This is a genomic window from Saccharopolyspora sp. NPDC003752 (assembly GCF_053605825.1).
The window spans coordinates 206,884-232,011 of sequence record NZ_JBSGJZ010000006.1 but is presented as its reverse complement, the minus strand read 5'-3'; the positions used below and the strand labels follow the sequence as shown (position 1 = coordinate 232,011).

Sequence of the window (25,128 nt, the reverse complement as noted above, 5' to 3'; positions counted from 1 at the left end):
CAAGCCGCTCAGGTCGCGGCCGTGCGTGGTCGTAAACCGAGCGAATCGAGCTCAACACTTACAGCCACCAACTCGCTCGACGTGTACGTTCCACCACCCCGCCACACCTCGCGATACGCGGCACCTGCGAGACGGTGGTCCACCAGCGTCACCGGCGGGCCAACGTCGACGATCCAGTAGAGCGGAATGCCCGCCACGGCGTGCTCATCACGCTTGCAGACCGAATCAAGCATTCGAGAGCCGGGCTCGCTCACCTCGATTACGCCGACGACATCCGACGCGAACAGCAGCGGACGCCCCTCGTCGATCGCCGGCGCGGAGGCGATCACGATGTCCGGTGCACGAACCGTGGGCGGCCATCGCTCCTCTACGACGACTCCGGTGCTGAATATCGGCTCCCACTCGGGCGGCAATGCATCATCGAGAGCGACGGCCATCGAGAGCGCCATGCGCTGGTGCCATTCACTGGGCCGGGGAGCTCCGGTCAGTACTCCTTCCTGCAGTTCGTAGTGGCGCGACTTGTCCTCCGGTAGCGCCGTGAATTCGTCCAGGGTCAGCAGGTGATCGGGCCAGGAAATGATGTTCATGGGTCCACTGTGGCGGGCGCCGGTTCCCGCGTTCAAGGAGAATCAGACACAAACACACGTTCGAATGAACCCGTATCACAAAAGGACGCCCTCCCCCGTCTACCAGGGGAAGGCGCCCTTTCGAGCCCGTGGGGCTTACTTCGCGAGGGTTTCGGCGATCTCGTAGGTGTTGAGCGCCGCGCCCTTGCGGAGGTTGTCGCCGCAGACGAAGAAGTCCAGCGTGTTCGGGAAGTCCAGCGCCTGCCGGACCCGGCCCACGTACGTCGGGTCGCCGCCGACCACGCCGGCCGGGGTCGGGAACACGCCGTTGTCGTGGTCGTCCTGCAGGACGATCGTCGGCTGCGCCTCGAACACGCGGTGCGCCTGCTCGACGGTCACCTCGCGCTCGAAGGTGGCGTGCACCGCCAGCGAGTGCGTGGTCACCACCGGCACCCGGACGCAGGTCGCGGAGACCTTCAGGTCCGAGATGCCGAGGATCTTGCGGGACTCGTTGCGGACCTTCAGCTCCTCGGAGGTCCAGCCGTCATCCTTGCGCGAACCCGCCCACGGCACCACGTTGAGCGCCAGCGGCGCCTTGAACGGCGTCTCCTCCGGCAGCCCGGCCGCGGCCAGCGCCTCGGCGACGTCGCCGGCCCGCTGGCCGACGCCCTTGCCCGCCACCGCCGCGATCTCCGCGTACAGCCGGTCGATGCCTTCCTGACCGGCACCGGAGGCGGCCTGGTAGGAGGAGACGACCAGTTCGCGGAGGCCGAACTCGCGGTGCAGCGCGCCCAGCGCGGCCATCATCGACAGCGTCGTGCAGTTGGGGTTCGCGATGATCCCCTTCGGGCGCTCGTGCACCTTCTCGGCGTTGACCTCGGGCACCACCAGCGGCACGTCGGGGTCCATCCGGAACGCGCCGGAGTTGTCCACCGCGACGGCGCCGCGCTCGGCGGCCACCGGCGCCCACTGCGCGGATACCTCGTCCGGCACGTCGAACAGCGCGATGTCCACGCCGTCGAACGCCTCCGGCGCGAGCTCCACGACGGTGAGCTCCTGGCCGCGCACGGTGATCTTCTTGCCCGCGGACCGGGCCGAGGCGATCAGCCGGATCTCGCCCCACGGCACCGACGCGCGGTTGTTGATGATGTCGATCATGACGGTGCCGACCGCGCCGGTGGCACCCACGATTGCCAGCGTCGGGGCCATCAGCGACCACTCCCCGCGTACACGACGGCTTCCTCGTCGCTGCCGAGCTCGAACGCGTTGTGCAGGGCACGCACCGCGTCGTCGAGCTGGGTGTCGCGGATCAGCACCGAGATCCGGATCTCCGAGGTGTTGATGATGTCGATGTTCACCCCGGCGTTGGACAGCGCCTCGCAGAACGTCGCGGTGACGCCCGGGTGCGACCGCATCCCGGCGCCGACCAGCGAGACCTTGCCGACCTTGTCGTCGTAGACGACCTGCTCGAAGCCGACCTCGTCCTTGATCTTCTCCAGCTCGGTGACGGCCACCTCACCGTTGCTGCGCGCCACCGTGAAGGTGATGTCGGTCAGGCCGGAAGAGGTGCTGGAGACGTTCTGCAGCACCATGTCGATGTCGATCTCGGCGTCCGCGACCACGCGGAAGATCCGGCCCGCGACGCCCGGGTTGTCGGGCACACCGCGCACGGTGACCTTGGCCTCCGACCGGTCGTGCGAGACGCCGGTGATCATCGCCTGTTCCACGGAAAGGTCCTCCACTGAGCCGGACACGATCGTTCCGGGCTTGGGTGAGTAGGAAGAGCGGACGTGCAACGGCACGCCGTAGCGGCGGGCGTACTCGACGGCGCGCAGGTGCAGCACCTTCGCGCCGGTCGCCGCCATCTCCAGCATCTCCTCGTAGGTGATCCGCTCGAGGTGCTGGGCGTCGGGCACGATGCGCGGGTCCGCCGTGTACACGCCGTCGACGTCGGTGTAGATCTCGCAGACGTCGGCGTTCATCGCGGCGGCCACCGCGACCGCCGTGGTGTCCGAGCCGCCGCGGCCGAGCGTCGTGATGTCCTTGGTGTCCTGGGAGACGCCCTGGAAACCGGCGATCAGGACGACCTGCCCCTGCTCCAGCGCTTCCTGCACCCGGCCCGGGGTGACGTCGATGATCCGCGCGTTCTGGTGCGCCGAGGTCGTGATCACGCCGGCCTGGGAGCCGGAGAACGAGCGCGCCTCCGCGCCGAGCGACTCGATCGCCATCGCGACGAGCGCGTTGGAGATCCGCTCCCCGGCGGTCAGCAACATGTCGAGTTCCCGCTCCGGCGGAGCCGGGTTGACCTGCTTGGCGAGGTCGAGCAGCTCATCAGTGGTGTCGCCCATCGCAGAGCACACGACGACCACGTCGTGGCCCGCCTTGCGGGTCTCCACGATGCGTTCGGCTACCCGTTTGATGCGATCAGCACTTTCGAGTGAGGAACCGCCGTACTTCTGGACGACGAGCGCCACGTGAAACAAACCTCCTCGACCGTGCGGTCGTCCCGGGCGCGGGTTGTCCCCGCACTGACACCGAGTGGACGAAGGAGCACCCCGGCACACCGCGTGGCGGGCCGGAGGGCCCCGCGACCGGGCAGGTGACAGCGTCGGCCCACCGGGCCGAAACGGCCTCCTACCAGGTCGCTCCGCTGCCGGACTAGCCTACCGAACCGGTACCGCCCGACCCCAATCCCAAATGCCGCCACTACCCTGTGGGACGCGATTGTCGACAAGAGCGGAGGACCGGGTTGTCCACCCCTCCAGGAGCGATCGATCCACCTCTGAGTGATGTTGGAAACACCGCGGCTACGCTGCGGAAACAACCGGACTCAGGGTTGTCCGAGTGGCCGCGCCGGGGCTCGCCGCGGCAGCGCCGGATGATCGTCGCTTTCGCCCCTGCTGTGGTTTACCTCGCAATCCGGCTGGTCGGACTGCTGGTGCTGGCGTGGCTGTCGGCCGCGAACGACGAAGCCTTGGTCGACAACCTGCAGGCCTGGGACGGCCACTGGTACCTGGAGATCGCGGCGAACGGGTACGCCGGCGTCGACCCGAGCATGGTCGACGGTTTCGGGAACCGCTATCCCGAGACTCCGATGGCGTTCTTCCCCGGCTATCCGTGGCTGATCATGGCGTTGTCGCTGGTCCCGGGCGTCAGCGTCGTCGGTGCGGCGATCACCGCGAGCCTGGCCTGCGGCGTGGTGGCCGCGTACGGGCTGGCCCGGCTGGGTCGCCTGGTCGGCGGCTCGCACCTCGCCGGGTTGCTGCTGGTCGTGCTGTTCGCGGCGGCCCCGATGTCCGTGGTGCTGTCGATGGCGTACTCCGAGGCGCTGTTCTGCGCGTTGGCGATCTGGGCGATGGTCGGGGTCGTCGAGCGGAACTGGCTGCTGGCCGGGCTGTGCTGCGCCGGTGCCGGGCTGGTGCGGCCGACGGCCGCGGCGCTGATCGGGGTCGTCGGGCTGGCCGCGCTGGTGGCGATCGTGCGCCGCCGGGACACCTGGCGCCCGTGGCTGGCGATCGTGCTGGCTCCCGCCGGGATGCTGGCCTACATCGGCTGGGTGGGGTTGCAGACGGACAGCCTCACCGGTTACTTCGCGCTCCAGCAGCGGGGCTGGTCGTCGGCGTTCGACGGCGGGCAGGCCACGTTCAAGTTCATGATCGAGGCGCTGACCACGGACAAGTCGGTGTTCGAGACGTTCACGGTGTGGATCGTGCTGGCCGCGCTGGTGCTGCTGGTGCTGTGCGTGCGGCAGCGGATGCCGTGGCCGCTGGTGGCGTTCGCGGCCGCCGTGGTGGTGCTGGACCTGGGTTCGGACGGCTTGATGTACTCCAAGGTCCGCCTGATGCTGCCGGCGTTCCCGCTGCTCATCCCGGTCGCGATCGGGTTGGCGCGACGCCGGACGACGACGGCGGTGACCACCGCGGTGCTGCTGGTGTTCTTCGGGTCGTGGTTCGGCGCCTACTCGCTGACGGCGTGGCAGTACGCGATCTGATGGACATCGGCGCGGGCGGCGGACAGACTCGCCACCAGCGATCCAGGAGGTGCCCGTGACTGCCGAGGAATACACCGCCGAGGTTCCGGTGAGCAAGCCCGCCGAGACGTCGGTGCCGCTGCACCCGCTGCTGGCCGAGCGGTGGAGCCCGCGCGCGCTGGATCCGGCCACGACGATCAGCGACCGGCAGTTCACGGCGTTGTTCGAGGCGGCCAGGTGGGCGCCCTCGTGGGGCAACACCCAGCCCGCGCGGTTCATCGCGGCGCGCCGGGGCGAGGCGACCTTCGAGCGGATCCACGGCACGCTGTCGCGCGGCAACAAGGGGTGGACCGCCAATGCGGCGGCGCTCGCGATCGGCGTCGCGCGGGTGGTCGACGAGGACGGCGAGCCGATGCCCTACGGCGAGTACGGGCTGGCGCTGGCGGCCCAGAACCTCGTGCTGCAGGCCGTCGCCGAGGGGCTTTACGCGCACCAGATGGCCGGGATGGACCGGGACGCCGCGCGCGCCGAGTTCGGCGTGCCCGCCGAGTTCGAGCCGGTGATCGCGATCGCGGTCGGCGGCCTGGGCACCTTGAACGGCATGCCGGAGCGGCTGCAGGAGAAGGAGCTGCGCCCGCGCATCCGCAAGCCGCTGTCCGAGCTGGTCTTCACCGACACCTGGGGCGAGCCGCTGTTCTGAGCCACCCGACTCCCTGGTCATATCGTTTTTCGATATTATCGAGAAACGATATGTCGGAGGGGTGGCGCACATGGGAAGCACGTCTTGGTGGACGCGGGCCGACAGCCGGGCCCTGGAGGCCGCGATCGGGCTCGGGCTGCTGCTGGTGGGCCTGTTCGGCGTCCTCTTCCCGGTCCTCGGCGTGACCGGCCCGCTGCCACCGGTCGACACACGTGAGGTTCGGCTCGCCGACGCCGCGCAGCTGCCCGGCGTCCCGGGTGCGATCGCGCTGCGCGGAACCGACCACGCCGAACTGATCTTCACCGCGCCCGGCTTCGCGGACCGGCTGCTGCTCGTCCTGCCCGAACTCGTCGGCAACCTGCTGCTCGTGGCGATCTTGTCGATCCTGCTCCAGATCGCCAGGACCTTCCGCGACGGCGACCTCTTCACGCCTCGGAACGCGCCGCGCCTGCTCGCAATCGCGATCGCCCTTCCGCTGCGGGGGTTCCTGGTTCCACTGGCGGACATGGTCACCACGGATCTGCTGGCCGCCGGGACGCCGGCGGAGAATGCCATTCGCGTCGTCGCCGAGTTCGACCTGACCTCGCTGTTCCTGGGCCTGCTCGTCGCGGCCGCCGCCGTGGCGTTCCGCAACGGCGCCCGGCTGCGCGCCGACACCGAAGGACTGGTCTGATGCCGCCGGAGGAACCGCACCAGATCGAGTGCCACCTGGACCGGCTGCTCGCCGAGCGCGGCATGACCCTCGCCGAGCTCGCCGCGCGCGTCGACGTGACGATCGCCAACCTGTCCATCCTGAAGAACAACCGCGCCAAGGCGATCCGCTTCAGCACCCTCACCGCCATCTGCCGCGAACTCGACTGCCAGCCCGGCGACGTCGTGTCCTACCGGGCGCCGGCCTGACGCCGCGGGCGATTTCGCGCGAAATCGCCGCTCCGCAGGCGTGGAGAATGTCGATTTCGCGCGAAATCGCCATCCGCAGGCACGAGGAATGCCGGGTTTCGCGCGAAACCGGCGCACGGAGCAAGTGTCCGCGCTGCCGGAGGGCTCAGCGCTCCGGTGTTCTGGCAGGTCAACTGCGGAGGTGGTCTGCGAGCCAGTCGGCCGTGTCGGGGAGCCACTTCCAGCGGGTGGTCTCCAGCAGGTGGTTGCCCTCCGGGATCAGGAGGTACTCGGCGTTCGGGGCGTGGCGCGCCAGGGGTTCGGCGTTGGTGACTCCCGGGATCACGTCGAGGCCGCCGTCGATGACCCGCATCGGCTGGACGATGCGCGGGGCGATCTCGGCGGCGTTGATCCTGCTGGCGAAGTCGCGGCCCGCCGCGGCGCTGCCCGTGCGCAGCGCGAAGGTGTCCGTCACGTAGGGCGCCAGCTGGTCCCAGTGCAGGGCCGAGGGGCCGCTGACGCTGACCAGAGCGCGGATGCGCGGTTCGTGCGCCGCCGCGAGGGCTCCGAGGTAGCCGCCCATGCTCAGCGCCATCGCGCCGACCCGCTGTCCGTCCACATCGGACCGATCGGCGATGGCGTCGAGCACCCGGTGGACCACCTTCTGGTACTCGGGTTCCCAGTGGCTCCGCGTCGCGAGCTCGCCCTGGCCCGGCCCGTCGATGGCGAGGACCGCGACGCCGCGCCGGAGCAGGCTGTCCGCGATCGGCATGAACTCGACCTTCCCGGAGTTCATGCCCGGGATCAGCACGACGACGGGCGCGCGGGTGCCCGGCGGGCGTCGCAGGATTCCGGTGAAGTCGGGGTCGGCGATGTGCTCGGCGGTCGGGTCGGCGCGGCGTTGCGCTTCGGCGGATGCCTTGGCGGCTGCGGCGTGCGCGTCGAGGTCCGGGTTCGGCAGCACGGTGGCGAAGTGGAACCACAGCGCGGCATCGCGGTACGCCTCCGCCGCCGAAGCGCTCAGGTCCTGCTCATCGGCCCGCTCGGCACGGGCGAGGTGTTCGCGGCCGGCGCGGACGAACGCCGTCGGCCAGTCCCGGATCGACGCGAGCTCGGCGGTCACGGCGTCGTACTGGAAGGGGTCGATGCCCGCTGCGATGGCGCGCGGGCGGTTGGCGTCGGCGAAGCCGGGGAGGAGGTCCGGCTGGTCGAAGAAGGTGTGCACGTCGGCTCCGTCTGGAAGTTCTGCTGCGCCCCAAGCAGACATCGGCCGAGGCGTGGCGGTCCAACAGCGATCCGTACGCTGTGACAACCGATGGTTGTCGTTCGAGGTGAGGGCGTGGATCTTGATCTGGCGCAGGTTCGGGCGTTCGTCGCGGCCGCCCGGGAGTCGCACTTCGGGCGAGCCGCCGCGCAGCTCTTCGTCAGCCAGCAGGCGCTGTCGAAGCGGATCGCCCGCCTGGAACGCCAGTTGGGCGTCCGGCTGTTCGACCGCGACAAGCACGGCGTGGCGCTGACCGAGGCCGGGCGCCGCTTCCTCGAACCGGCGCAGCAGACCCTCGCCGCCGCCGACTTCGCGGTGACCGAGGCCCGCCGCGAGCAGCGGTCGTTGCGGGTCGATGTCTGGGGCCATCTGTACGCCCCGATGCGCACGATCGGGCTCGTCGTCGAGAACTCCCTCGGCGCCGAGCTGGGGCTCAGCCGCGATCTGGCGGCTGCGAGGACGGCATTGGCGCGCGGCGAGATCGACGCCGGGTTCGGCCGGGTTCCTCCGCTCGGCGAGGAGTTCGAGCACCAGGTGGTGCGCCTCGAACCGGTCGACGCCATCGTCGGCCCGGCCCATCCCCTGGCGGGCTCGGCGGAGCTCCGGCCCGCCGACCTGCGCGGCAGCACGATCTGGTGCCCGGCCGCGCTGGATCGCCTGGACTTCCTCGACCGCTTTACCGTCCACTTCGGACTCGACGCGGAGGCGGCCGGGGTCAACCTGGGACTGGACCACTTCCTCGACCAGATCCGCGCGGAACCGGAGCGCGTCGCGATCCTGCCCAGCGGCGTCCCGCTGCCGGAGAACGCGCCGCTGAGCCGGGTCCGCCTCACCCGGCCCACGCCGCTGTACGCCTGGTCCCTGCTCTGGCGACGGGGAAACCCGAGCCGCTCCCTCGACGCGCTTCGCCGCTCCTGCGCCGAAGCCGCGACCCGGCGCGGCTGGCTCGACTACGACGCCGCCCACCACTGGCTCCCCGACGCCGACCGCGCCGCGCTCGGCTGAGCGAGATGGCGGCGATTTCGCGCGAAACCGCCACCCGCCACGCGCGAGGACGCTGGTTTCGCGCGAAAACGGCGCGGTGCGCGTCAGCGCTGGTGAGCGACGGAGATCCGGCGCAGGGCGAGGAGGCCGCCGATGCCCGGGATGACCGCGAGCCATCGGGCGCTCGGCGGGGCCGGGACGAGGAATGTCGCCGCGATGGTGACGAGGTAGGCCATGCCGTGGACCGGGCCGCCCAGCGACGTGATCGCGGACAGGTGCGCGGTGAACAGGTTGAGCAGCAGGATCACCAGCGAGGCCGCCTCAATGCCGGCCGCGATTCGCAGCGTCAGCACGGCCGTCACGCTCCCGTCGTCGAGCCGGGGCGGACGATCATGAGCACGACGACGATCACCCAGAGCACGTTGAAGATGCCGGTGAGCATGGCCAGCCGGGTCGCCGTGGCGCTCAGGTCGTCGGCCGAGCCGAGCATGCGCCGCTGGGCCGGGAGGATCGCCATCACCAGGATGGCCGCGGCGATCGCCGTCAGCACGATCGAGATGATCAGCCAGGGGTCGGCGAGGACGCCGAGCTGGGCTCCGGTCGCGAGACCGAAGACCGGGACCGCGATGCCCGCGACGGCGTAGCCGCGGCAGATCCGGTGCAGCAGCTTGGCGATTCCGGCGGCCCGGTCAGATTCGGGCACTTGCTTGGCGTATCGCGGGAACATCGAGGCGGCCACGGTGATCGGGCCGATCACCAGCATCGCCGCGAGGACGTGGATGGACAGCAGCAGCTTGGTCACCGCAGACTCCCGGATATGTAGCCTGTCGACATGTTGAGTAGCAATATATACCCGCTTGTGTAGGCTGCCAACCCATGAGGGTCGATGCGGTGCGAGGGCATCTGGACGGGCTGCTGCTGGCCGTGCTGGAGCACGGGCCGCTGCACGGCTACGCGATCATCACCGAGGTCCAGCAGCGCAGCGGCGGCGCGCTGGAGCTGCGCACCGGGACTATCTACCCGGCCCTGAACCGGCTGGAGCGGCTCGGATTGCTGCGCAGCAGCTGGGAATCCGTCGGGGAACGGCGCCGCCGCTGCTACCGGCTCACCGACGCCGGGCGGGGCAACCTGACCAAGGCGCGCCAGGCCTGGGACGAGTTCACGGCCACCATCGGCGCGGTCCTCAACCCGTCGCGGGGTACCGCATGAGCGCCGATCCGATCGAGGACTTCGCGGCCGAGTTGACGAACACCCTGCACGGCCCGGCGCGGGCGAAATCCCGGCTGGTCGGGGAGATCCGCGATGGCCTGGTGGACGCGGTGGCGGCGCAGACCGCCGAAGGGCTGCCGTACCGGGAGGCCGTCGAGCAGGCGGTGCGGGAGTTCGGGACGCCCGGCGAGCTCGCGCCGAGCTGCCAGCAGGAGCTGACCATCGCCCAGACCCGGCGCACCGCCCGGGCGCTCATCGTCACCGTCGGGTTCCTGATCGTCTGCTGGTACGCGATCTGGACGGCCAGCCACATCCAGGGCTGGCAGCTGCCGCACGCGGTCCAGGTGCTGACCGCGGTCGCGGCGGCCGCCGGAGTGCTCGCGGCGGCGACCCTGGCCGCGACCGGGCCGCTCACCCGCTGGCTGCCCGTGCCGGACCGGCTTCCGCTGCTGGTCGGCTGGGCGGGCACCACCGCCAGCGTGGCCATGCCGTTCGCCGGGATCGCGCTCGCCATCGCCTTGCCGCTGGCGACCGCGTGGCCGCTGATCCTGCTCGCGGGCGCGTTCACCGTCGCATCGCACGCGGTGCTGGCGGCGTCGGCCCGGGCCTGCCGCGAGTGCGCCCGCCTGCCGATCGGCTGACCCGCCGCGCTGGGCGGCGGTTTCGCGCGAAAACGGCGCGCGCACGCCTGGAGAATGGCGGTTTCGCGCGAAACCGCCACCTCACCCTCCAGGGCGGGGGTGGCCGGTCGGCGCGTGGGGAGGGGGCGCACCGACCGGCCCGCAGGGGCCCGGCGCCGGAGGTCGGGGGCGCGTCGGCTTCCGGGCCCGTGGTCTCGGGGTTTCAGAGGCGGTGGAGGGCTTCGAGGATTCTTCGCTGGATCTCCTGCGGTGGAGCCACGATCTCGGTGTCCGATGTGGAGTGTTGATCCTCGTCGTCGGGTGCTGGCTCGCGGAGGCGGTGGCGGCCGGGTTGGGAACGTTGTTGTCGTTCGGCTTCGACGTGGGCGATCAGCTGCCAGACCGTCAAGGCGCCTTCGCCGCCTCCGGCGTGCTGCGGGCGGTCGGCCTTCCAGTGCATGGCGAGGAGGAAGAGCGCCGGGGCGGCGACGATCACGGCGATGGTCGGGAGCATTACGAGCATTCGGCGGGTCCTTCCGCGTTGGTCGGGGACTTTTCCCTGAGTAGTTGGGCAATTTCGGCGAGGAGGTCGGCGACGGCTTTGAAGTCGTCGGCATCGCGGTGACCTGCGCCGACTTGGAAGGCCAGGTCGTCGAGGAGCCATTGGGCTCGCCGCAGCAGGACCGCCAGGGCCGCGTTCTCAGCGCCCACGGCCCGGTGCCGTCGACTGGGAACCGTTGGCGCCGGGGTGGGTTCCGGCGATGCGGTGCGCCTTGGTGTTGCAGTCACCGCAGGTGGACCACAGCCAGCCGAAATCCGAGTTGTCGGCCGGCAACTCCCGCTCGCACAACGTCGACACAGGCATGCCGGTCGGATAGCCGCCGCCAGGCCGGGAATCCAGGCTCGCGTGCCGCTGACCATCAGCAGGAACCCAGTGGAACGGATACATCCAGCACCCCCACGCCGTTGACTTTTTGTTTCCGGAATCAAGAAAACCAATGGAAACTTTGATCGGCAACTACCTCTTCGAGTGATGCTCAACCGCTACTGCGAGGCATATTCTTCGTTGCATGCCTGGAAACACTCGGACACCCAAGGCGCGCGCCCTAGGCGCCGCGCTCCGCGCTGCACGCGAAGAGCACGGCTGGAAGCTGCGGCATCTAGCGAGCCAGATCGAGTGCGCGCCCGGAACTCTCTCCCGATGGGAAACCGGCGACCGTTGCCCGAAACCAGCTGATGTAGCGCGGATTCTGACAACCCTTGGCGTGACAGGCGAACGGTACGACGAGGTCGTCGACATGACGCGGAATACCAGTGCTCCGCATTGGCTAGCCGTCAGTCTCCCCGAGCAACGTCAACAACTCGCCGCACTCCTGGAATTCGAGCGAACTGCAACGGCCATCACGCAAGCCGCGCCTCTGCTCATTCCTGGATTGCTCCAAACCACGGCCTACGTTCGAGCGATCATGACCGGCGGCGGCGTCCCGCTGGATGAGATCGAAACCAGAATCGCCGTTCGTGCCGGACGACGTGAGGCGATCACGCGCCAGGAAAATCCGGTCCGCCTCGCCGTCGCCATCGGCGAAGCTGCTCTGCGGCAAGTCCTTGGCGGGCCGAACGTAATGGCCGATCAGATGGACCATTTGCTGCTCATGTCGGAGCAGGAGAACGTGGACCTGCGGGTTGTGCCCTTCGCAAGCGGCTGGCATCCCGCACTGGAGGGCCTGTTCATCCTGATCGAATCGGAGGACGCCCCACCTGTCGTCCAGCTGGAAAACCGCCGATCGGGGCTATACCTGCATGAGCCGGATGACGTAGAAATTTATCGCCAAGCAGCGGATATGGTGTTCAAGGCGGCGCTGAGCTACGCGGGATCCAGGAAGCTCATCGCCGAAATCCGCAACGACTTGGAGGCCGCGCGATGACGAGAGTGATCAACTGGCGGAAGTCGAGCTATAGCCAGAACACCGGCGATTGCGTCGAGGTCGGCGCGTTCCCTGGTGGCGCTGCGGTGCGGGACACGAAGGATCGGTCAGCCGGGTACTTCGTCGCGAACGCGTCGCAGTGGTCCAGCTTCGTCGCTGCTGTTAAGGCTGGGCGGTTCGAGCGCTGAGGGGCTGATCAAAGCCGTCGGTGCACCCGGCGAGGCTGGACCCGTGAGTGGTTTGGGGTGTCATAGCGCCCCAAAGCACTCACGGGCCACCCAGGTTCCTTGGGTTATGCCTGGCCTTCCAATCGGTGGGCGCGCGACGTGAGGTGTCGGCGTTCGGGTGCGCTCGTGGTGCGGCGGGCCGCTTCGCGGTACGCCTCTACTGCGGCAGCGTGGTCGCCGAGGAGTTCCTGCAGGTGGGCTCGGGTGGAGAAAAGGCGGTGGTGGCGGGCGATCCGCTTGTCCTCCGCCAGCGTCGCCAGGAGTTCGAGGCCTGCCGCCGGGCCGTGGACCATTGCTACCGCGACCGCTCGGTTGAGCGTCACCACCGGGTTCGGCCCGGTTCGCTCCAGGAGTTCGTACAGGACCAGGATTTGCGGCCAGTCCGTGTCCTCCGAGCTCTCCGCCTCGTCGTGCACCGCCGCGATGGCCGCTTGGAGCTGGTACGGGCCGACCTGGCCGCGCGGCAGGGTTCGGCTGATCAGCTCGATGCCTTCGGCGATGAGCCGGTGGTTCCAGCGGCCGCGGTCCTGTTCCGCCAGCGGGACCAGTTCTCCGTGCTCATCGGTTCGCGCCGGACGGCGGGCGTCGGTGAGCAGCATCAGGGCGAGAAGTCCCGTCGTTTCGGTGTCTTCGGGCACCAGGCGGTGCAGCAGGCGGGCGAGGCGGATCGCCTCCGTCGACAGCTCCGGCGCCGTCAGGTCCGCACCGTCCGTCGCGGTGTAGCCCTCGTTGAAGATCAGGTACAGCACGTGCCGGACCTCGTCCAAACGCTCGGCGCGGTCGGCTTCCTCGGGCATGGCGAGGGTCGAGCCGACGGCCTTGATGCCCTGCTTGGCCCGGCTGATGCGCTGCGCCATGGTCGGCTCCGGCACCAGGAACGCGGCGGCGATCTGCGACGTCGTCAAGCCGCCGACCGCGCGCAACGTCAGCGCGACCCGGCTCGCCGAGGACAGCGCGGGGTGGCAGCACAGGAACAGCAGGGCCAGGGAATCGTCCCGGTCGGTCTCCGGCGTGCTGTCCGCCGCGTGGCTGAGCAGCGCGGCCTGCGGGGTGGCCAAGGCTTCCTCGCGGCGACGGCGGGCCGCCTCGCTGCGGACCTGGTCCACCAGCTTCCGCGAGGCGACGGTGATCAGCCAGCCCCGCGGGTTCTCCGGCACGCCCGCGTCCGGCCACTGCAGGGCCGCCGCGATCAGCGCCTCCTGCACGGCGTCCTCGCACGAGTCGAAGACGCCGTACCGGCGGACGAGCGAGCCGAGGACCTGCGGCGCCAGTTCGCGCAGCAGGTCCTCAACGCCGTGGCTCACATGTCCCCCGCGGCCTCGTGCAACACCGGCCACAGCTCGACCGGCTCCGCATCGGCGAACGGCATGTCGGCCGCGATCTCCTGCGCCCGCTCCAGGGATTCGCAGTCGAGCAGGTAGAAGCTGGCGAGGTACTCCTTGGTCTCCAGGTACGGGCCGTCGGTGACCACCGGGGCGCCGTCCTTGCGGCGGATGAGCTGGGCGTTGGCCGCGTCGGCGAGGCCGTAGGCGCCGATCAGCTCGCCGGTCTCGCGGTACCTCTTGTTGAACGCGTCCTGCTTCGCGATCGCCTCGGGCCACTTCTCGGCCGGGTAGGAGTCCCACTTGGCCTGGTTGCCGTAGATCATCGCGACGTACTTCATCTCGGGTGTCCTTCCCATCCCGCGCGCCCCGTCGGCACGCTGTCACCCTCTGGTCGGAGCACGCGGCGGATCCTCGACATCCGGGCGCCAACTTTTCTGAACGAGCCGCTGACCAGCCTAAACGACCGCCAGGAAGGGGATCAGCAGCGACGCCAGGGCTTGGGGACGGTCGAGCGGGATGATGTGCCCGCAGTCCTCGACGAGGTGCGCCACGAGGTCGTCGGCGATCGGGCGCAGCTGGCGTTCGAGGGCGCTGCCGACCGGGTGCGCGCCGATCGCCATGGTCGGCATGGTGAGCCTGGCCGCCGCGACCGCTTCGCGGATCTGGCGCGCGCTGGTGGGCATTTCGCGGTAGATCGAGAACGCACAGCGCAGGGCTTCGCTTCCCCCGTAGGCGGCGACGAACTCGTCGCGGATCGCCCCGGGGATGCCGCGGCCGCGGGTGCCCGTCGTGAGGAACCAGTCGACGTACTCCGCCTCGTGCCCGGCCAGGACGGTTTCCGCGAGCCCGGGGACCGAGTGGAAACCGAACCACCACGGCGCACCGCCCGCGAGGAAGTCCTCGGCTCCGGGCAGCGTGCCCAGCAGCGACTCCATGAGCACGAGCCGCCGAATCCGCTCGGGTCGCCGCATGGCCAGCAGGAAAGCGGGCGGCGTCCCCGCGTCGATGCCGACCACTGCCGCCGTCTTCTCCCCCAGCGCATCGAGCAGCGCCTCGGCGTCGGCGGCGAGCGTGCCCGCGTCGTAGCCGTCGGCCGCTCTCGTGCTGGCACCGAGGCCCCGCAGATCCGGGGCGATGACGCGGTGGTGGGGTGCCAGCTGCGGGATCACCTCGGCCCAGAGCCGCCAGGTGTGCGGAAAGCCGTGCAGCAGCAGGACGGCGGGGCCCGCGCCGGCGACCGCCACGTTGATGTCGATGCCGTTGGCCCGGACCCGGGCGATGTCGGGCACGATACCTCGCTCTGCAGTTACCATTGGTTACTACAAAACTGTAGGTAACGGCCGATGAGGTGCCAAGACGGCACTTCCACGACAGGTGGTGAGCTCCAGGTGACCGCCCCGAAGGGCAGCCGCGGCGATCTCTTCGATCCCGACTGCCCCACCCGCAAGCTGCTGGACCGGATCGGCACGAAGTGGACGTCGATGGCGGTCAAGGTCCTCGCCGACGCCGATCCCGAGGAAGTGCGCTTCGCCGAGCTGCAGCGGCGAATGCCCGGCGTCTCGCAGAAGATGCTGTCCGCGACGCTGCAGAGCCTCACCCGCGACGGCCTGGTCGCCCGCCGCGTGGAACCGACCGTGCCGCCGAAGGTCCACTACCGGCTCACCGAGCTGGGCCGCTCGCTCGAAGTGCCGCTGGCGGCGCTCCGGGAATGGGCGGAGGAGCACATGGCCGAGATCGACCGGGCCAACGCGACGGCGTGATCCGGCGACGACTGACGGGCCCATCGCTGGCCGCGAAGTCGCGGTGCACCCGGCGGGGCTCGCGCGTCAGTGGCAGCAGTCGAGGACCTGCGGGGTCCAGTCGCGGGCCAGGACGTCGACCAGGCCGAGGTCGGTGATCTTGACGCTCGGCGAGACCGCGAGCGTCAGCGTCGAGACGCTCATGAACGGGTTCGCGTGCCGCCAACCCCAAGCCTCGAGCGCTTCGCGCACTCGGCGGCTGCCCGCCACGATCTCCGCCGTCGGCTCCGCCGACATGACGCCTCCGACGGCCAGCGGCAGCCGCGCCGCCACGCCTCCGGCGTGGGCGACCGCGACGCCGCCGTCGTCGGCCAGCACCGCTTCCGCGGTGGCTCGCATGGCTCGCCGAGTCGTTCCGAGGGTGACGAAGTTGTGGCTGTCGTGGGCGTACGTGGTGGTCAGGGCTCCGTCGCCGAGGGACATGCCGATGACCGGGACGCACGACGTGTTGGTGCGGCCGTGGCGGTTGCGCACCCGGAGCAGCGCGACGTGGCCCTCCCACTGCACTTCGCCGTCGACCACGTCGAGCTGCACCTCGGCCGCTTCGGTGTAGGTGTCGACCGGGTTCACCCGCAGGGCGCGGAACTCGTGCCGGCCATCCGGCAGGTCGAGCCGCCAGCGGAACTCGTCCGGCGCGATCTCGTCGATGTGCACGGAACCGGCGAAGGGGTGGTCGGTGGCGTCCGGCGCCGGGTAGGTCGGCTCGCCGCCGCGGGCCACCACAGCTCCGCCGGCGATCACCGTGTGCACCGCGAAGTCGGCCAATTCTCCGTCCAGCAGCAGCAGGTCCGCGCGCTTCGACGGCGCCACGACGCCGCGGTCGTACTTGCGGAGGCGCTGGGCCGGGTTCCAGGTCAGCGCGCGCAGGGCGTCCAGCGGCGCCAGGCCGGCCGCGACCGCCGTCCGTCCAATGTGGTCCAGATGGCCCTTCGCGGCGATGTGGTCGGCCGCCAGGTCATCGGTCACCAGGCACAGCGGCGGCAGCTGCGGCAGCGACGTCAGCGCCGACACGACCTCCGGGAGCAGGCACTTCTCCTGCAGCATCACCGTCATGCCCAGGCGCGCCTTCTCGACCGCGACCGCCGGGGCGTTCTTGGTGTGGTCGGAGTCGATGCCGGTGGCCAGGTACTTGCTGAGCTCCTCGCCGGAGAGGTTCGGGCAGTGCCCGTCGAGGATGGTGCCGCGCTCGCGCGCGACCCGGACGATGTCGTGCATCCGCTGATCACCGGCCACCACGGCGCGGTAGTCCATCACCTCGGCGAGGGCGGAAACGCCGTCCCAGCCGAGGAGTTCGTCGATGTCCTCGGGGTCGAGGTGCGCGCCCGAGTACTCCATGCCCGCCAGCGCGGGCACGCACGACGGCACGCCCCAGAGCTGGGTCTGCGGGCTGCGCTTGCCGTCCTCGATCATCCAGCGCATCGCGGCCTTGCCCGCGACGTTGACGATCTCGTGCGGGTCGGCGAGCACCGTCGTGGTGCCGCGCGGGAGCGTCAGCCGGGCGAAGGCCGCGGGCGTCGCGAACGAGCTCTCGACGTGCATGTGGGCGTCGATGAAACCCGGGACGACCAGCCTGCCGCCGGCCTCGATCACCTCGGCCGCTTCCGGCCCGGCGCCGGGCGGCACGACGCCGCTGATCACCTCGCCGGTCACCAGCACGTCGGCGTCGAAGATCTCGCCGGTGAACGTGGAAACCACGCGTCCACCGCTGATCCGCAGGTCGGTCAAGGCAAGGCTCCTCAGGATTCGTCGCGGGCAGGTCGGCCGACGAGGTCTTCTCGGCCGCCGTCGTGGTCCGGCCCCACCGCAATTTCCATTGAAATCGAAGGGACGATTTCCATTGAAGTTGCGGAAGTTGTCCACAGGCATCGGCGTGTCGGGGTGCGACACGCCGATGGTCCGCAGTTTCAATTGAAACTGGACCTTCGATTTCAATGGAAATTGCGGGAAGTCGACACCACCGGGGATCCGCTAGTGGGCGGAGGTGATGAAGAAGAACACCAGGAACGGCAGCATGATCCACATGCCGAGGTGGATGTCGCGGAACTTGCCCGCCACCACCTTGATCAGCACGTACGCCGTCAGGGCGGCCGCGATGCCGTTGCCGAAGTTGCCCCAGAAGATCGTGCACGCCACCAGCAGCCCGGCCGGGATCGCCTCGGTCAGGTCGGTCATGTCGACCTTCTTGAAGCCGCGCATCATGCTCAGCCCGACCACGACCAGCACCGGCGCGGTCGCCGCCGACGGGATCATCGTGGCGAACGGCGTGAACAGCAGCAGCACCAGGAACAGGCCCGCGGTGGTCAGCGACGTCAGCCCGGTGCGGCCACCGGCGTCGGATCCGGCCGCGGACTCCGCGTAGGTGGTCACCGACGGGGCGCCGAACATCGAGCCGCCGGTGATCGCGACCGAGTCGACCAGGAACGTCCGGTTGATGTTCGACTTCTGGCCCTCGCGCTCGGTCAGCCCGATCCGCTCGGTCACCGCCAGGACGACGCCGGTCGCGGAGAACAGCTCCGAGGCGAAGAACGCGAACAGGTACTGCAGGTACTCCGGCCGCAGGGCGCTCCAGAGGTCGATGTGGAACGCGACCGGGCCGACGCCGGCCGGCGCCTGGAACCAGTGGTCCGGCAGCTCCGTGACGCCCAGCGGGATGCCGATCAGGGTCAGCACCACGATGCCGATGACGAACGCGCCCGGCACCTTGCGCGCCTGCAGCGCGGCGACCAGCACCATGCCGCCGAGCGCCAGCAGCGGTTCCGGCGAGCTGAGGTCGCCGATCTCCAGCCCGCTCTTGCCCGGTTCGAGCATGCCGGAGAGCTTGAAGCCGATGTAGACGATGAACAGCCCGATGGCGGTGCCGATGGCCACCCGGATGTTCTGCGGGATGACCTTGGCGAGCAGCCCGCGCAGTCCGAGCAGCGACAGCACGAGGATCGCCACGCCGGACCAGAAGACCATGCCCATCGCGACCGGGTACGGCACGTGCTGCTGCTGCACCAGCGTCGCCGCGACCAGCGCGGTTCCGCCGAGCCCCGGCGCGAGCACGAACGGCATGTTGGCGAAGAAGCCGACCGCGGCGGTGGCCAGCACGATCGTCAGGATCGTGCCGGTGGTGGCCGCGGCGTGCGGCACGCCGGCCTTGGCGAGCATGCCGGGGATCACCACCACGGCGTAGGCCGACGCGAAGAACATGCTCAGCCCGGCCAGCAGTTCGGTGCGCACCGAGCTGCCGCGTTCGGACAACCGGAACCAGCCGTCCAGCTTCGATCCCGATCTCACGTCGGTCATCAGCGGTATCTCCCCTGGTGAAAGATGCAAGCGCTTGCATTGCAAGCGATTGCAGGGACGATAAGCGGCACGGTATGAAGGTGTCAAAGAGACGTGAGGGAGGACGCGATGGCGCGGCTGGCCGACGTGGCCCGCAAGGCCGGCGTGTCGGTGGCGACCGCGTCGCGCGCGCTGGTGCGGCCGGAGATGGTCGCGGAGCGGACCCGGCAGCGGGTTCGCGACGCGGCGATCGAGCTCGGCTTCCGCTACCACCCGTCGGCCCAGGCGCTGGCCACCGGCCGCAGCAGGCTGCTGGCCATGATCGTCCCGGACCTGACGAACCCGTTCTACGCGACGATCATCGCCGGCGCGCAGCGCGCCGCCGAAGAGGCCGGCAACGACCTGCTGGTCGTGGTCAGCGACGAATCGCCGGAGCGGGAACGAACCCTGATCGACCGGCTGCGCGACCGGGTCGACGGCTTCGTGGCCATCGCCCCGCGCGGCCCGGCCTCGCTGTTCACCCTCCCGGACGTGCCGATGGTGCTGGTCGACCGGCGGACGCGCGGCGTGCCGTCGGTCGTCATCGACACCCCCGGCGGGCTGCACGAGATGGGCGCGCACCTCGCCGGGCTCGGCCACCGCCGCATCGCCTACCTCGGCGGACCGCGCGGCTCGTGGGCGGACCCGCGCCGGCTCGACGGCCTGCGCAACGGCTCCGGGCACGAGGTCGTCGCGTTCGGCCCGCTGCCACCGACCTTCGAGGCGGGCAACCGGATCGCCGACGAGCTGGTGGCGAGCGGGTGCACCGCCGCCGTCGCCTACAACAGCGCGCTGTTCATGGGGCTGATGTACCGGCTGGCCACGCTCGGCGTGAAGGTCCCGGAGCAGCTCAGCGTGTGCTGCGCCGACGATCTCGCGGAGTTCGGCCTCGCCGTGCCGGAAGCGACCACGCTGCACGTCCCGACCGAGGACGCCGGTGCGTCGGCGGTGCGCACGCTGCTCGGCGTGGTCGACGGCCGGCCGCCGGAGCCGCGGCACCGATCGGTGCCGGTCGAGCTCGTGATCGGCGCGACCACGGCCGCACCCGCCTGAACGGCGCAGGCCACTGGGCCGTGGGCACCACGACTTCCACTGATGTTCGGCTCCTGAGCGCTTCACCCGTTACGGACCGTTGGGTCATGCGGTAAGACTTCACTCGTGTGGACCACCACCCGGCCGACGGCAGAGGCGCTCGATCGGACCGACCCGCTCGCCGATCTACGTGCCCGCTACGACCTACCGCCCGGCCTGATCCACCTCGACGGCAGCAGCGGCGGCCCGCTGCCGCGCACCACGCCCGACCGGCTGCGCCGGTTCGTCGAGCACCGTCGGCAGCCCTACACCGGCCGCGTGTGCGGCGAATCCGAATGGCGCGGCGAAGCTCGGCTCGCGGCGGCGTCGCTCGCGCCGCTGATCGGCGCCGAGGCCGGCGAGATCACCGTCGCCGAAACGGCATCGATCAGCCTGTTCAACACGCTGCTCGCGGCGGCGCGGCTGCGCCCGGGGCGGCCGATCCTCGCGGTGGGCCGGGACTGCTTCCCCGCCGACTGCCTGCTGGCCCGGTCCGCAGCCGACTTCATCGGCGGCCGCCTGCACCTGATCCGCAGCAGCGCGGACCTGGCCGAGCTCCCGGCGGGCCAGGTCGCGGTGGTCGCCGTGTCGCACACCGACGCGCGGACCGGAGGCGTGCGCGACGCGGCCGCCATCACGGCCGAGATCCACCGGGCGGGCGCGCTGGCGCTGTGGGAGCTCAGCGGCTCGGCGGGCGCGCTGGACGTGGACTTGCACGGCTGGAACGTTGATTTCGCCATCGGCAGCGGCGACCGCTACCTCGGCGGCGGATCGGGGGCGCCCGCCTACTGCTTCGTCGCCGACCGGCACCGCCACGAGGCGCCGAAGTCCTCCTGCACCGCGACGGGCGCGCTGCCTTCGCTGGGCGACGGGTTCGCGGGCTCCCTGTCGGTCGCCGAGCTGCGATCGGGACTGTCCATCTTGGACGGGGTGGCGCCGGCGGCGCTCGCCGCGAAGGCGGCGCGGCTGGCGGAGGTCTTCCTCACGCGGCTGGACGACTTCTGCGCCGACGCGCAGATCGAAGTCGTGCCGGTGCTCGAAGGGCTGCAGCGCGGCGCGCAGATCAGCCTGCGCCACGACAGGGCTCAGCGGATCGCGGAGGCGCTGTACGACCGCGACGTGCTGGTGGACTACGCCGAGGACGATCTGCTCAAGCTGAGCTTCGCCCCGTCGTGGCTGCGCTACGTGGACGCGTGGGAAGCGGCGGAACAGCTCCACGCGACGCTCCACGAGGTCGGTTAGCTTCCCAATTCAGGCATGCGGGGGCTCGGCGCCGTCGTTCCGGTGCGGATCAACCAGATCGACGGCGCCGGGCACCCACACGCGGGACTACTGGTCGGCGCGCACGCGCCGCGCGATGATGGCGGCGTGCGGTCGCCTGCCCGGATCAACGCGGCTTTCGGTCTCCTCCACCTGGAAACCCGATTCCACGAGACGCTGCGACATCTCCTCGATCGTCCAGAAGTAGGCGGTCGTCACGGCGTGCGGGAACGGTTCGACCTGCGCGCCCTCGAACATGCCGAGCAACAGGCTGCCGCCGTCGCGCAGGCATCGCGCGAACTCGTCGAGGATGCGGGGCACGTTCTCGGGGTCGGTGTGGATGATCGAGTACCACGACAGGATCCCGGCCACCGAGCGATCCGGTACGCCGAGCTGGTCCAGCTCGCCGACGCGGTACGGGACGCCGGGAAACCGCGACCGGGCGATCTCGATGAAGCTCGGCACGAGGTCCACACCCTCGACGTCGCAGCCCTGGCCGCGCAGGAAGTCGGTCCACTGCCCCGGGCCGCACCCCGCGTCGATCATGGGCCCGGACACCTCGCCGGCCCACCTGGAGATCAACTTCCGGTCCGGCTCGGGCATCCACTCCGCCAGAACGGCCAGATCGGCGTACTCCTCCGCCCGCTGGCCATACGCATCCCGCACATCACTCACCGACACCCGATACTCCCGTCAATGCAACAACCGGTCTCACCGAGACCGCACTTCAAAACATCTACAGTGGACTGATCAGCCGAGGACGAGCGGCAGTTTCGCGGCCACGTCGCCCAGTTCGGCCCGCTCCGCGCCGGTGGGAACCCGGCGGCCCGTGCCGATCAGCAGCGCGTCCTCGTCGGAGAACGACGCGGGGAACGCCGTCCCGGCGATCTCCTCCAGCATCTCGCGGGTCCGGGCGAGGCCCTCGGCGGGCGGGCCCGCGGCGTCCGGGAGATGTGCGATCAGGTCGAGGTGGTGCAGGGTCCATTCCAGGACGTACGCGGAGAGGTAGTCGCCCGCGGTGAGCACCATGTCCTGGGTGCTCACCGCCAGCTTCGGATCGGCGAGTTCGGCGGCGCGCCCGGCGGCGGAGCCGACGTCGTCGAGGTGGAACTTCAGCAGCTCCGGCCGCTCGTACGCGGCGGCCAGCCGGACGATCAGCGCGTCCAGCGGGTCGTCGCCGGTCGGCGGCGTGTCGGAGACGGCCCAGTAGGTCACCGCGTCGTGGGTCGGCTCCGCGTCGGCGGGGGTCACGAGGGTGATCAGGACGTCCTGGGCGTCGATGACCAGGTGGCACACCAGGTCTCGCACGAGCCAGCCGGCGCAGCCGGACGGCTGCGCGAAGTCTTCGTCGGAAAGTTCGGCGACCGCCGTCCGCAACGCAGCCCAAGAGCGCGAGAAGAGATCCACGGCCGCAAGCTATCAGCGCCCACCCCACCCGGCGACCGATTTCGCGATCGCGGTCGGCCGCGGCGGAGAACATCGTTGCCGGCGAACGGGAATCGGCTACTGCGGCATCAGCTGGGCGACCCCGCCCCGGAGCCGCTGCAGGCCGAACTCGAAGATGCGCCCCCGGCCCGGCCGCCGATGCCGTGATGTTCATCGCCGACGGCCGCGTGGTGGACCCCTGCACCGGCCGACCGCCGACGCAGTCGCGGCCCGGATGGCAACCTCGGCACAACCCGGCGGTGCCCGATACAGCCCTGACCACGTGATCAACAACGTCACCCGACGACAAGGTCACCGCCGCTGACGACACGGTCCGCGATGACGACACCGTCCGTGGTTCCGTTGTCCCGCAATTTCAATGGAAATCAGAGGTCCGATTTCCATTGAAATTGCGGAAGTTGTCCACAGGCACCGGCGTGTCGTGGCCCGACACACCGGTACCCATCAGTTTCAATTGAAACTGTTTCTAACGGTTTCAATTGAAACTGGACATGGGTCGCGGCTGGACATCGACCGGACTGTGCGTCGGTTGTCGTCGTGCGCCGGGGGTGGGGTCAGGGGGTCGGTTCGGCGATCCGCGCGTAGATCCGGTCCAGGTCGTCGCGGAAGTCCGCCGGGGATCCCGGGGCCGCGCGGAGTTGGCGGGTCGTCGACCGCATCGTCGACACCAGCAGTTGAGCCTCCTGGAGGTCCTGGGGGTCGTTGCGGACCGCCTTCTCCGTGGCCGCGTCCACCACTCGTTCCAGGACGATCACCGCAGGCCACCAGCGCTCGGCTTCGGCCGCCGTCGCCGGGTTCATCAGCTCCTGCTGGAGCGCCGACCTGAGGTCCGCCAGCTGGCGGTAGGTGCGGCGGCGGAGAGCCGGGCGGCCGTGGCGGACCCCCGCGAGCGACTGGGACACGTACTCCGAGACCGCCTCCACCGCGTCGGCGAACCGGCTCGGCAGCGCCGGTCCCCGGTGCAACGGCCGCAGCAGGAAACCGCCGGCCAGGACGATCGCGCAGCCGGCGACCGTGTCCACCAGCCGGGCCGCCGGGAAGAACTGCGCGTTCTGGCTCATCTGCAGCAGCACCAGCGCCGTCATGACCGCGGTGAACAGGCCGTAATGCCTGCTGAGCGCCTCGGGCACCTTCGCGGCCAGCGCGACGATGAACGGCAGCAGCCACCAGCCGGTCGGCACGAGCGCGATCAGCGCCGATGCGACGAGCACGCCGATCACGGTGCCGACCGCGCGCAGCACGGTGCGGGCGAAGACCGAGCCCGAGTTCGGCTTCAGCACCAGCGCGACCGTCAGCGCGATCCAGTACGGCTCGTCCATGCCCGCCGCCAGCCCGATCCCCTCCGCGAGCGCCAGGCACAGCAGCATCCGGCACACCTGCGCCCAGGTGGAGCGGCCGAAGGACAGCCGGAAGCGCTCGCGGTGATCGCCGGAAACCGGCGGGAGCTTCGCACGCCGGAACGCGGCGACCAGGTCCGCGATGCCCCGGTCCAGGGCGCGTACCAGCGGTGATTCGTCGGAGGCGGGCCGGTAGGACGGCGGGAGGTCGCCGGTTCGCATGCAGCGCGCCAGCTCGCGCAGCGCTTCGCGAGCCCGCTCCGGCGGCTGCTTTCCGCTGTGCGCAAGGGAAACCGATGCTTCGACGATCGGCGTGGCGTAGGTGTAGACGAGGTAGAGGCGGTCGCGCACGCGGCTGCGCGACATCGATCCTCCGCTCACGAGCACGTCGTGCGCGTTGTCCAGCGCCTTCGTCAGGTTCTGCCGCGCGGTGATCGTCGACTCGGCGTCGAACATGCGCAGCGTCGCGTCGAAGACCGCCGCGACCGCTCCGCGCGCCGGGGCCGTGCCTCGCAACGGCCAGGTGGCGGCGATGATCGCGAGCACCAGCAGCTCACCGACGAAGAACCACCAGACCTGCGCGCCGAGCGGCAGCGCCGAGTGCTGACCGGTCGCGACCACGCAGAACGTCAGCATGTGCGCGCCGCCGGACGACCAGAGATCGCCCATCCGGCTGGAAAGCACCGACGGCACCGCGACCACGAGCACGATCGCCGCCGCCCACCACGGGCCCGGCGCGGCGGCCCCGGCCGCGAACCCGAGCGCGCCGAGGATCGCGGCCAACCCCACCCGGCGCAGCCGGTACCCGTAGGAGCCGGTCAGGTCGGAGAAGCTCGCGCACAGCGCGCCGACCGAGGCGAGCACGGCCTCGTCGATCCGGCCGGTCAGCAGGCCCGCGACCTGCGGAAGCCCCACGCCGATGCTCGCGGCGCACGCCCGGGTCCAGTCCGCCGGAATCGGCGCCGGCCGCAACATCCGCAACAGCCAGGGCGCCAGCTTGGTGTTGGGGAGCGCTCGGGTCGTCACACGCACATCCCTCCGGTGCTTGAGGACACGCGCTCCACGCCGAGCGGCATTGGGTTGCACCCGATTGTCACGCGCCGGACGCCGTCGCACCGCCGAACGCCACCGGCGTCACATCGCGGGCTCGATCACATCCGGCCGCATGGGACGGAAAGGGACCCGTGAGCGTTTTTGGTCGCCACAGCGACACGAAGCGCGCACGGCACCGAAACGTCCG

The 25,128-nt window shown here is 70.3% G+C and carries 29 protein-coding genes; 12 read left to right on the top strand and 17 right to left on the bottom strand.

Going from position 1 to position 25,128, the window contains the following annotated elements:
- Window positions 1-8 precede the first annotated feature (8 nt).
- From ACWEV3_RS10780 to ACWEV3_RS10770, 3 genes are all read right to left on the bottom strand, one after another.
- Entirely contained in the window at window positions 9-587 is a 579-nt protein-coding gene (locus ACWEV3_RS10780) for a Uma2 family endonuclease (protein WP_452613636.1), read from the bottom strand.
- Window positions 588-722: 135 nt separating this feature from the next.
- A complete protein-coding gene (locus ACWEV3_RS10775) occupies window positions 723-1,775 on the bottom strand; it encodes an aspartate-semialdehyde dehydrogenase (RefSeq protein WP_452613635.1) in 1,053 nt (350 codons plus the stop codon).
- The gene (locus tag ACWEV3_RS10770; protein WP_452613634.1) at window positions 1,775-3,040 is read right to left on the bottom strand and encodes an aspartate kinase; all 1,266 of its coding nucleotides are present in this window, start codon (window positions 3,038-3,040) and stop codon (window positions 1,775-1,777) included. The genes ACWEV3_RS10775 and ACWEV3_RS10770 overlap by 1 nt, the downstream gene beginning before the upstream one ends.
- Window positions 3,041-3,468: 428 nt before the next feature.
- Here ACWEV3_RS10770 and ACWEV3_RS10765 point away from each other — a divergent pair, with 428 nt between their 5' ends.
- From ACWEV3_RS10765 to ACWEV3_RS10750, 4 genes are all read left to right on the top strand, one after another.
- On the top strand, window positions 3,469-4,557 hold the full coding sequence (locus ACWEV3_RS10765; protein WP_452613633.1) for a mannosyltransferase family protein: 1,089 nt from the start codon (window positions 3,469-3,471) through the stop codon (window positions 4,555-4,557).
- Between the two features lie 55 nt (window positions 4,558-4,612).
- The gene (locus tag ACWEV3_RS10760) at window positions 4,613-5,236 is read left to right on the top strand and encodes a nitroreductase family protein (protein WP_452613632.1); all 624 of its coding nucleotides are present in this window, start codon (window positions 4,613-4,615) and stop codon (window positions 5,234-5,236) included.
- A 70-nt stretch (window positions 5,237-5,306) separates the two neighbouring features.
- A complete protein-coding gene (locus ACWEV3_RS10755; protein WP_452613631.1) occupies window positions 5,307-5,909 on the top strand; it encodes a DUF2975 domain-containing protein in 603 nt (200 codons plus the stop codon).
- A complete protein-coding gene (locus ACWEV3_RS10750) occupies window positions 5,909-6,136 on the top strand; it encodes a helix-turn-helix domain-containing protein (protein WP_452613630.1) in 228 nt (75 codons plus the stop codon). Before ACWEV3_RS10755 ends, ACWEV3_RS10750 begins: the two co-directional genes overlap by 1 nt.
- Window positions 6,137-6,305: 169 nt before the next feature.
- Here ACWEV3_RS10750 and ACWEV3_RS10745 read toward each other — a convergent pair whose 3' ends face one another.
- Window positions 6,306-7,340: an alpha/beta hydrolase family protein gene (locus tag ACWEV3_RS10745; RefSeq protein ID WP_452613629.1), complete on the bottom strand. Its 1,035-nt coding sequence runs from the start codon at window positions 7,338-7,340 to the stop codon at window positions 6,306-6,308.
- Between the two features lie 114 nt (window positions 7,341-7,454).
- On the opposite strand from ACWEV3_RS10745, the gene ACWEV3_RS10740 reads away from it, so the two are divergent.
- Window positions 7,455-8,384, top strand: a complete 930-nt coding sequence (locus ACWEV3_RS10740) for a LysR family transcriptional regulator (protein ID WP_452613628.1) — start codon at window positions 7,455-7,457, stop codon at window positions 8,382-8,384.
- An 83-nt stretch (window positions 8,385-8,467) separates the two neighbouring features.
- Here ACWEV3_RS10740 and ACWEV3_RS10735 read toward each other — a convergent pair whose 3' ends face one another.
- Window positions 8,468-8,716 (bottom strand): hypothetical protein, encoded by a 249-nt coding sequence (locus ACWEV3_RS10735; RefSeq protein ID WP_452613627.1) that lies wholly within the window; start codon window positions 8,714-8,716, stop codon window positions 8,468-8,470.
- A 5-nt stretch (window positions 8,717-8,721) separates the two neighbouring features.
- Window positions 8,722-9,165 carry a hypothetical protein gene (locus ACWEV3_RS10730; RefSeq protein WP_452613626.1) on the bottom strand — a complete coding sequence of 148 codons (444 nt, stop codon included), beginning with the start codon at window positions 9,163-9,165 and terminating at the stop codon, window positions 8,722-8,724.
- A gap of 74 nt (window positions 9,166-9,239) precedes the next feature.
- On the opposite strand from ACWEV3_RS10730, the gene ACWEV3_RS10725 reads away from it, so the two are divergent.
- Complete coding sequence (locus ACWEV3_RS10725; RefSeq protein WP_452613625.1) at window positions 9,240-9,572, top strand: PadR family transcriptional regulator; 333 nt, start codon at window positions 9,240-9,242, stop codon at window positions 9,570-9,572.
- A complete protein-coding gene (locus ACWEV3_RS10720; RefSeq protein WP_452613624.1) occupies window positions 9,569-10,213 on the top strand; it encodes a permease prefix domain 1-containing protein in 645 nt (214 codons plus the stop codon). Before ACWEV3_RS10725 ends, ACWEV3_RS10720 begins: the two co-directional genes overlap by 4 nt.
- A gap of 202 nt (window positions 10,214-10,415) precedes the next feature.
- Here ACWEV3_RS10720 and ACWEV3_RS10715 read toward each other — a convergent pair whose 3' ends face one another.
- The 3 genes from ACWEV3_RS10715 to ACWEV3_RS10705 are packed head-to-tail and all read right to left on the bottom strand — an operon-like array spanning window position 10,416 to window position 11,210.
- Entirely contained in the window at window positions 10,416-10,715 is a 300-nt protein-coding gene (locus tag ACWEV3_RS10715; protein ID WP_452613623.1) for a hypothetical protein, read from the bottom strand.
- Entirely contained in the window at window positions 10,706-10,903 is a 198-nt protein-coding gene (locus ACWEV3_RS10710) for a hypothetical protein (RefSeq protein WP_452613622.1), read from the bottom strand. The genes ACWEV3_RS10715 and ACWEV3_RS10710 overlap by 10 nt, the downstream gene beginning before the upstream one ends.
- Window positions 10,893-11,210 (bottom strand): zinc finger protein, encoded by a 318-nt coding sequence (locus ACWEV3_RS10705; RefSeq protein ID WP_452613621.1) that lies wholly within the window; start codon window positions 11,208-11,210, stop codon window positions 10,893-10,895. Before ACWEV3_RS10705 ends, ACWEV3_RS10710 begins: the two co-directional genes overlap by 11 nt.
- A gap of 52 nt (window positions 11,211-11,262) precedes the next feature.
- Here ACWEV3_RS10705 and ACWEV3_RS10700 point away from each other — a divergent pair, with 52 nt between their 5' ends.
- Together ACWEV3_RS10700 and ACWEV3_RS10695 are read left to right on the top strand one after the other, a co-directional pair.
- Window positions 11,263-12,117, top strand: a complete 855-nt coding sequence (locus tag ACWEV3_RS10700) for a helix-turn-helix domain-containing protein (protein WP_452613620.1) — start codon at window positions 11,263-11,265, stop codon at window positions 12,115-12,117.
- Window positions 12,114-12,305 (top strand): DUF397 domain-containing protein, encoded by a 192-nt coding sequence (locus tag ACWEV3_RS10695; protein WP_452613619.1) that lies wholly within the window; start codon window positions 12,114-12,116, stop codon window positions 12,303-12,305. The genes ACWEV3_RS10700 and ACWEV3_RS10695 overlap by 4 nt, the downstream gene beginning before the upstream one ends.
- Window positions 12,306-12,409: 104 nt before the next feature.
- On the opposite strand, the gene ACWEV3_RS10690 is transcribed toward ACWEV3_RS10695, so the two are convergent.
- The 3 genes from ACWEV3_RS10690 to ACWEV3_RS10680 all read right to left on the bottom strand — a co-directional run bounded on the left by ACWEV3_RS10690 (window position 12,410) and on the right by ACWEV3_RS10680 (window position 14,958).
- Complete coding sequence (locus tag ACWEV3_RS10690; RefSeq protein ID WP_452613618.1) at window positions 12,410-13,648, bottom strand: RNA polymerase sigma factor; 1,239 nt, start codon at window positions 13,646-13,648, stop codon at window positions 12,410-12,412.
- Entirely contained in the window at window positions 13,645-14,007 is a 363-nt protein-coding gene (locus tag ACWEV3_RS10685) for a YciI family protein (protein WP_093267318.1), read from the bottom strand. Before ACWEV3_RS10685 ends, ACWEV3_RS10690 begins: the two co-directional genes overlap by 4 nt.
- A 117-nt stretch (window positions 14,008-14,124) precedes the next feature.
- Window positions 14,125-14,958, bottom strand: a complete 834-nt coding sequence (locus ACWEV3_RS10680) for an alpha/beta fold hydrolase (RefSeq protein WP_452613617.1) — start codon at window positions 14,956-14,958, stop codon at window positions 14,125-14,127.
- Window positions 14,959-15,057: 99 nt separating this feature from the next.
- Between ACWEV3_RS10680 and ACWEV3_RS10675 the strand changes: the two genes are divergently transcribed.
- Window positions 15,058-15,429 (top strand): winged helix-turn-helix transcriptional regulator, encoded by a 372-nt coding sequence (locus tag ACWEV3_RS10675; RefSeq protein WP_452613616.1) that lies wholly within the window; start codon window positions 15,058-15,060, stop codon window positions 15,427-15,429.
- Window positions 15,430-15,495: 66 nt separating this feature from the next.
- On the opposite strand, the gene ACWEV3_RS10670 is transcribed toward ACWEV3_RS10675, so the two are convergent.
- Both ACWEV3_RS10670 and ACWEV3_RS10665 read right to left on the bottom strand, forming a co-directional pair.
- Window positions 15,496-17,193, bottom strand: coding sequence for an adenine deaminase C-terminal domain-containing protein (locus tag ACWEV3_RS10670; protein WP_452613615.1), 1,698 nt, complete (start codon window positions 17,191-17,193; stop codon window positions 15,496-15,498).
- Between the two features lie 243 nt (window positions 17,194-17,436).
- The gene (locus ACWEV3_RS10665; RefSeq protein WP_452613614.1) at window positions 17,437-18,756 is read right to left on the bottom strand and encodes an NCS2 family permease; all 1,320 of its coding nucleotides are present in this window, start codon (window positions 18,754-18,756) and stop codon (window positions 17,437-17,439) included.
- 93 nt (window positions 18,757-18,849) lie between these two features.
- Here ACWEV3_RS10665 and ACWEV3_RS10660 point away from each other — a divergent pair, with 93 nt between their 5' ends.
- Both ACWEV3_RS10660 and ACWEV3_RS10655 read left to right on the top strand, forming a co-directional pair.
- On the top strand, window positions 18,850-19,827 hold the full coding sequence (locus tag ACWEV3_RS10660) for a LacI family DNA-binding transcriptional regulator (RefSeq protein ID WP_452613613.1): 978 nt from the start codon (window positions 18,850-18,852) through the stop codon (window positions 19,825-19,827).
- A 105-nt stretch (window positions 19,828-19,932) separates the two neighbouring features.
- Window positions 19,933-21,087, top strand: a complete 1,155-nt coding sequence (locus ACWEV3_RS10655) for an aminotransferase class V-fold PLP-dependent enzyme (protein WP_452613612.1) — start codon at window positions 19,933-19,935, stop codon at window positions 21,085-21,087.
- Between the two features lie 87 nt (window positions 21,088-21,174).
- Here the strand turns inward: ACWEV3_RS10655 and ACWEV3_RS10650 are convergent, their stop codons facing one another.
- From ACWEV3_RS10650 to ACWEV3_RS10640, 3 genes are all read right to left on the bottom strand, one after another.
- Window positions 21,175-21,786 (bottom strand): class I SAM-dependent DNA methyltransferase, encoded by a 612-nt coding sequence (locus ACWEV3_RS10650; RefSeq protein ID WP_452613611.1) that lies wholly within the window; start codon window positions 21,784-21,786, stop codon window positions 21,175-21,177.
- A 69-nt stretch (window positions 21,787-21,855) separates the two neighbouring features.
- Window positions 21,856-22,512 carry a maleylpyruvate isomerase N-terminal domain-containing protein gene (locus tag ACWEV3_RS10645; protein ID WP_452613610.1) on the bottom strand — a complete coding sequence of 219 codons (657 nt, stop codon included), beginning with the start codon at window positions 22,510-22,512 and terminating at the stop codon, window positions 21,856-21,858.
- 593 nt (window positions 22,513-23,105) lie between these two features.
- Window positions 23,106-24,914: an FUSC family protein gene (locus tag ACWEV3_RS10640; protein ID WP_452613609.1), complete on the bottom strand. Its 1,809-nt coding sequence runs from the start codon at window positions 24,912-24,914 to the stop codon at window positions 23,106-23,108.
- Window positions 24,915-25,128 lie beyond the last annotated feature (214 nt).

Bases quoted from the DNA above. Each gene is read 5' to 3' on its own strand.
- ACWEV3_RS10685 (WP_093267318.1), bottom strand. From the start codon at position 14,007: ATGAAGTACGTCGCGATGATCTACGGCAACCAGGCCAAGTGGGACTCC.
- ACWEV3_RS10725 (WP_452613625.1), top strand. From the start codon at position 9,240: ATGAGGGTCGATGCGGTGCGAGGGCATCTGGACGGGCTGCTGCTGGCC.
- ACWEV3_RS10750 (WP_452613630.1), top strand. From the start codon at position 5,909: ATGCCGCCGGAGGAACCGCACCAGATCGAGTGCCACCTGGACCGGCTG.
- ACWEV3_RS10695 (WP_452613619.1), top strand. From the start codon at position 12,114: ATGACGAGAGTGATCAACTGGCGGAAGTCGAGCTATAGCCAGAACACC.
- ACWEV3_RS10775 (WP_452613635.1), bottom strand. From the start codon at position 1,775: ATGGCCCCGACGCTGGCAATCGTGGGTGCCACCGGCGCGGTCGGCACC.
- ACWEV3_RS10720 (WP_452613624.1), top strand. From the start codon at position 9,569: ATGAGCGCCGATCCGATCGAGGACTTCGCGGCCGAGTTGACGAACACC.
- ACWEV3_RS10755 (WP_452613631.1), top strand. From the start codon at position 5,307: ATGGGAAGCACGTCTTGGTGGACGCGGGCCGACAGCCGGGCCCTGGAG.
- ACWEV3_RS10715 (WP_452613623.1), bottom strand. From the start codon at position 10,715: ATGCTCGTAATGCTCCCGACCATCGCCGTGATCGTCGCCGCCCCGGCG.
- ACWEV3_RS10700 (WP_452613620.1), top strand. From the start codon at position 11,263: ATGCCTGGAAACACTCGGACACCCAAGGCGCGCGCCCTAGGCGCCGCG.
- ACWEV3_RS10780 (WP_452613636.1), bottom strand. From the start codon at position 587: ATGAACATCATTTCCTGGCCCGATCACCTGCTGACCCTGGACGAATTC.
- ACWEV3_RS10665 (WP_452613614.1), bottom strand. From the start codon at position 18,756: ATGACCGACGTGAGATCGGGATCGAAGCTGGACGGCTGGTTCCGGTTG.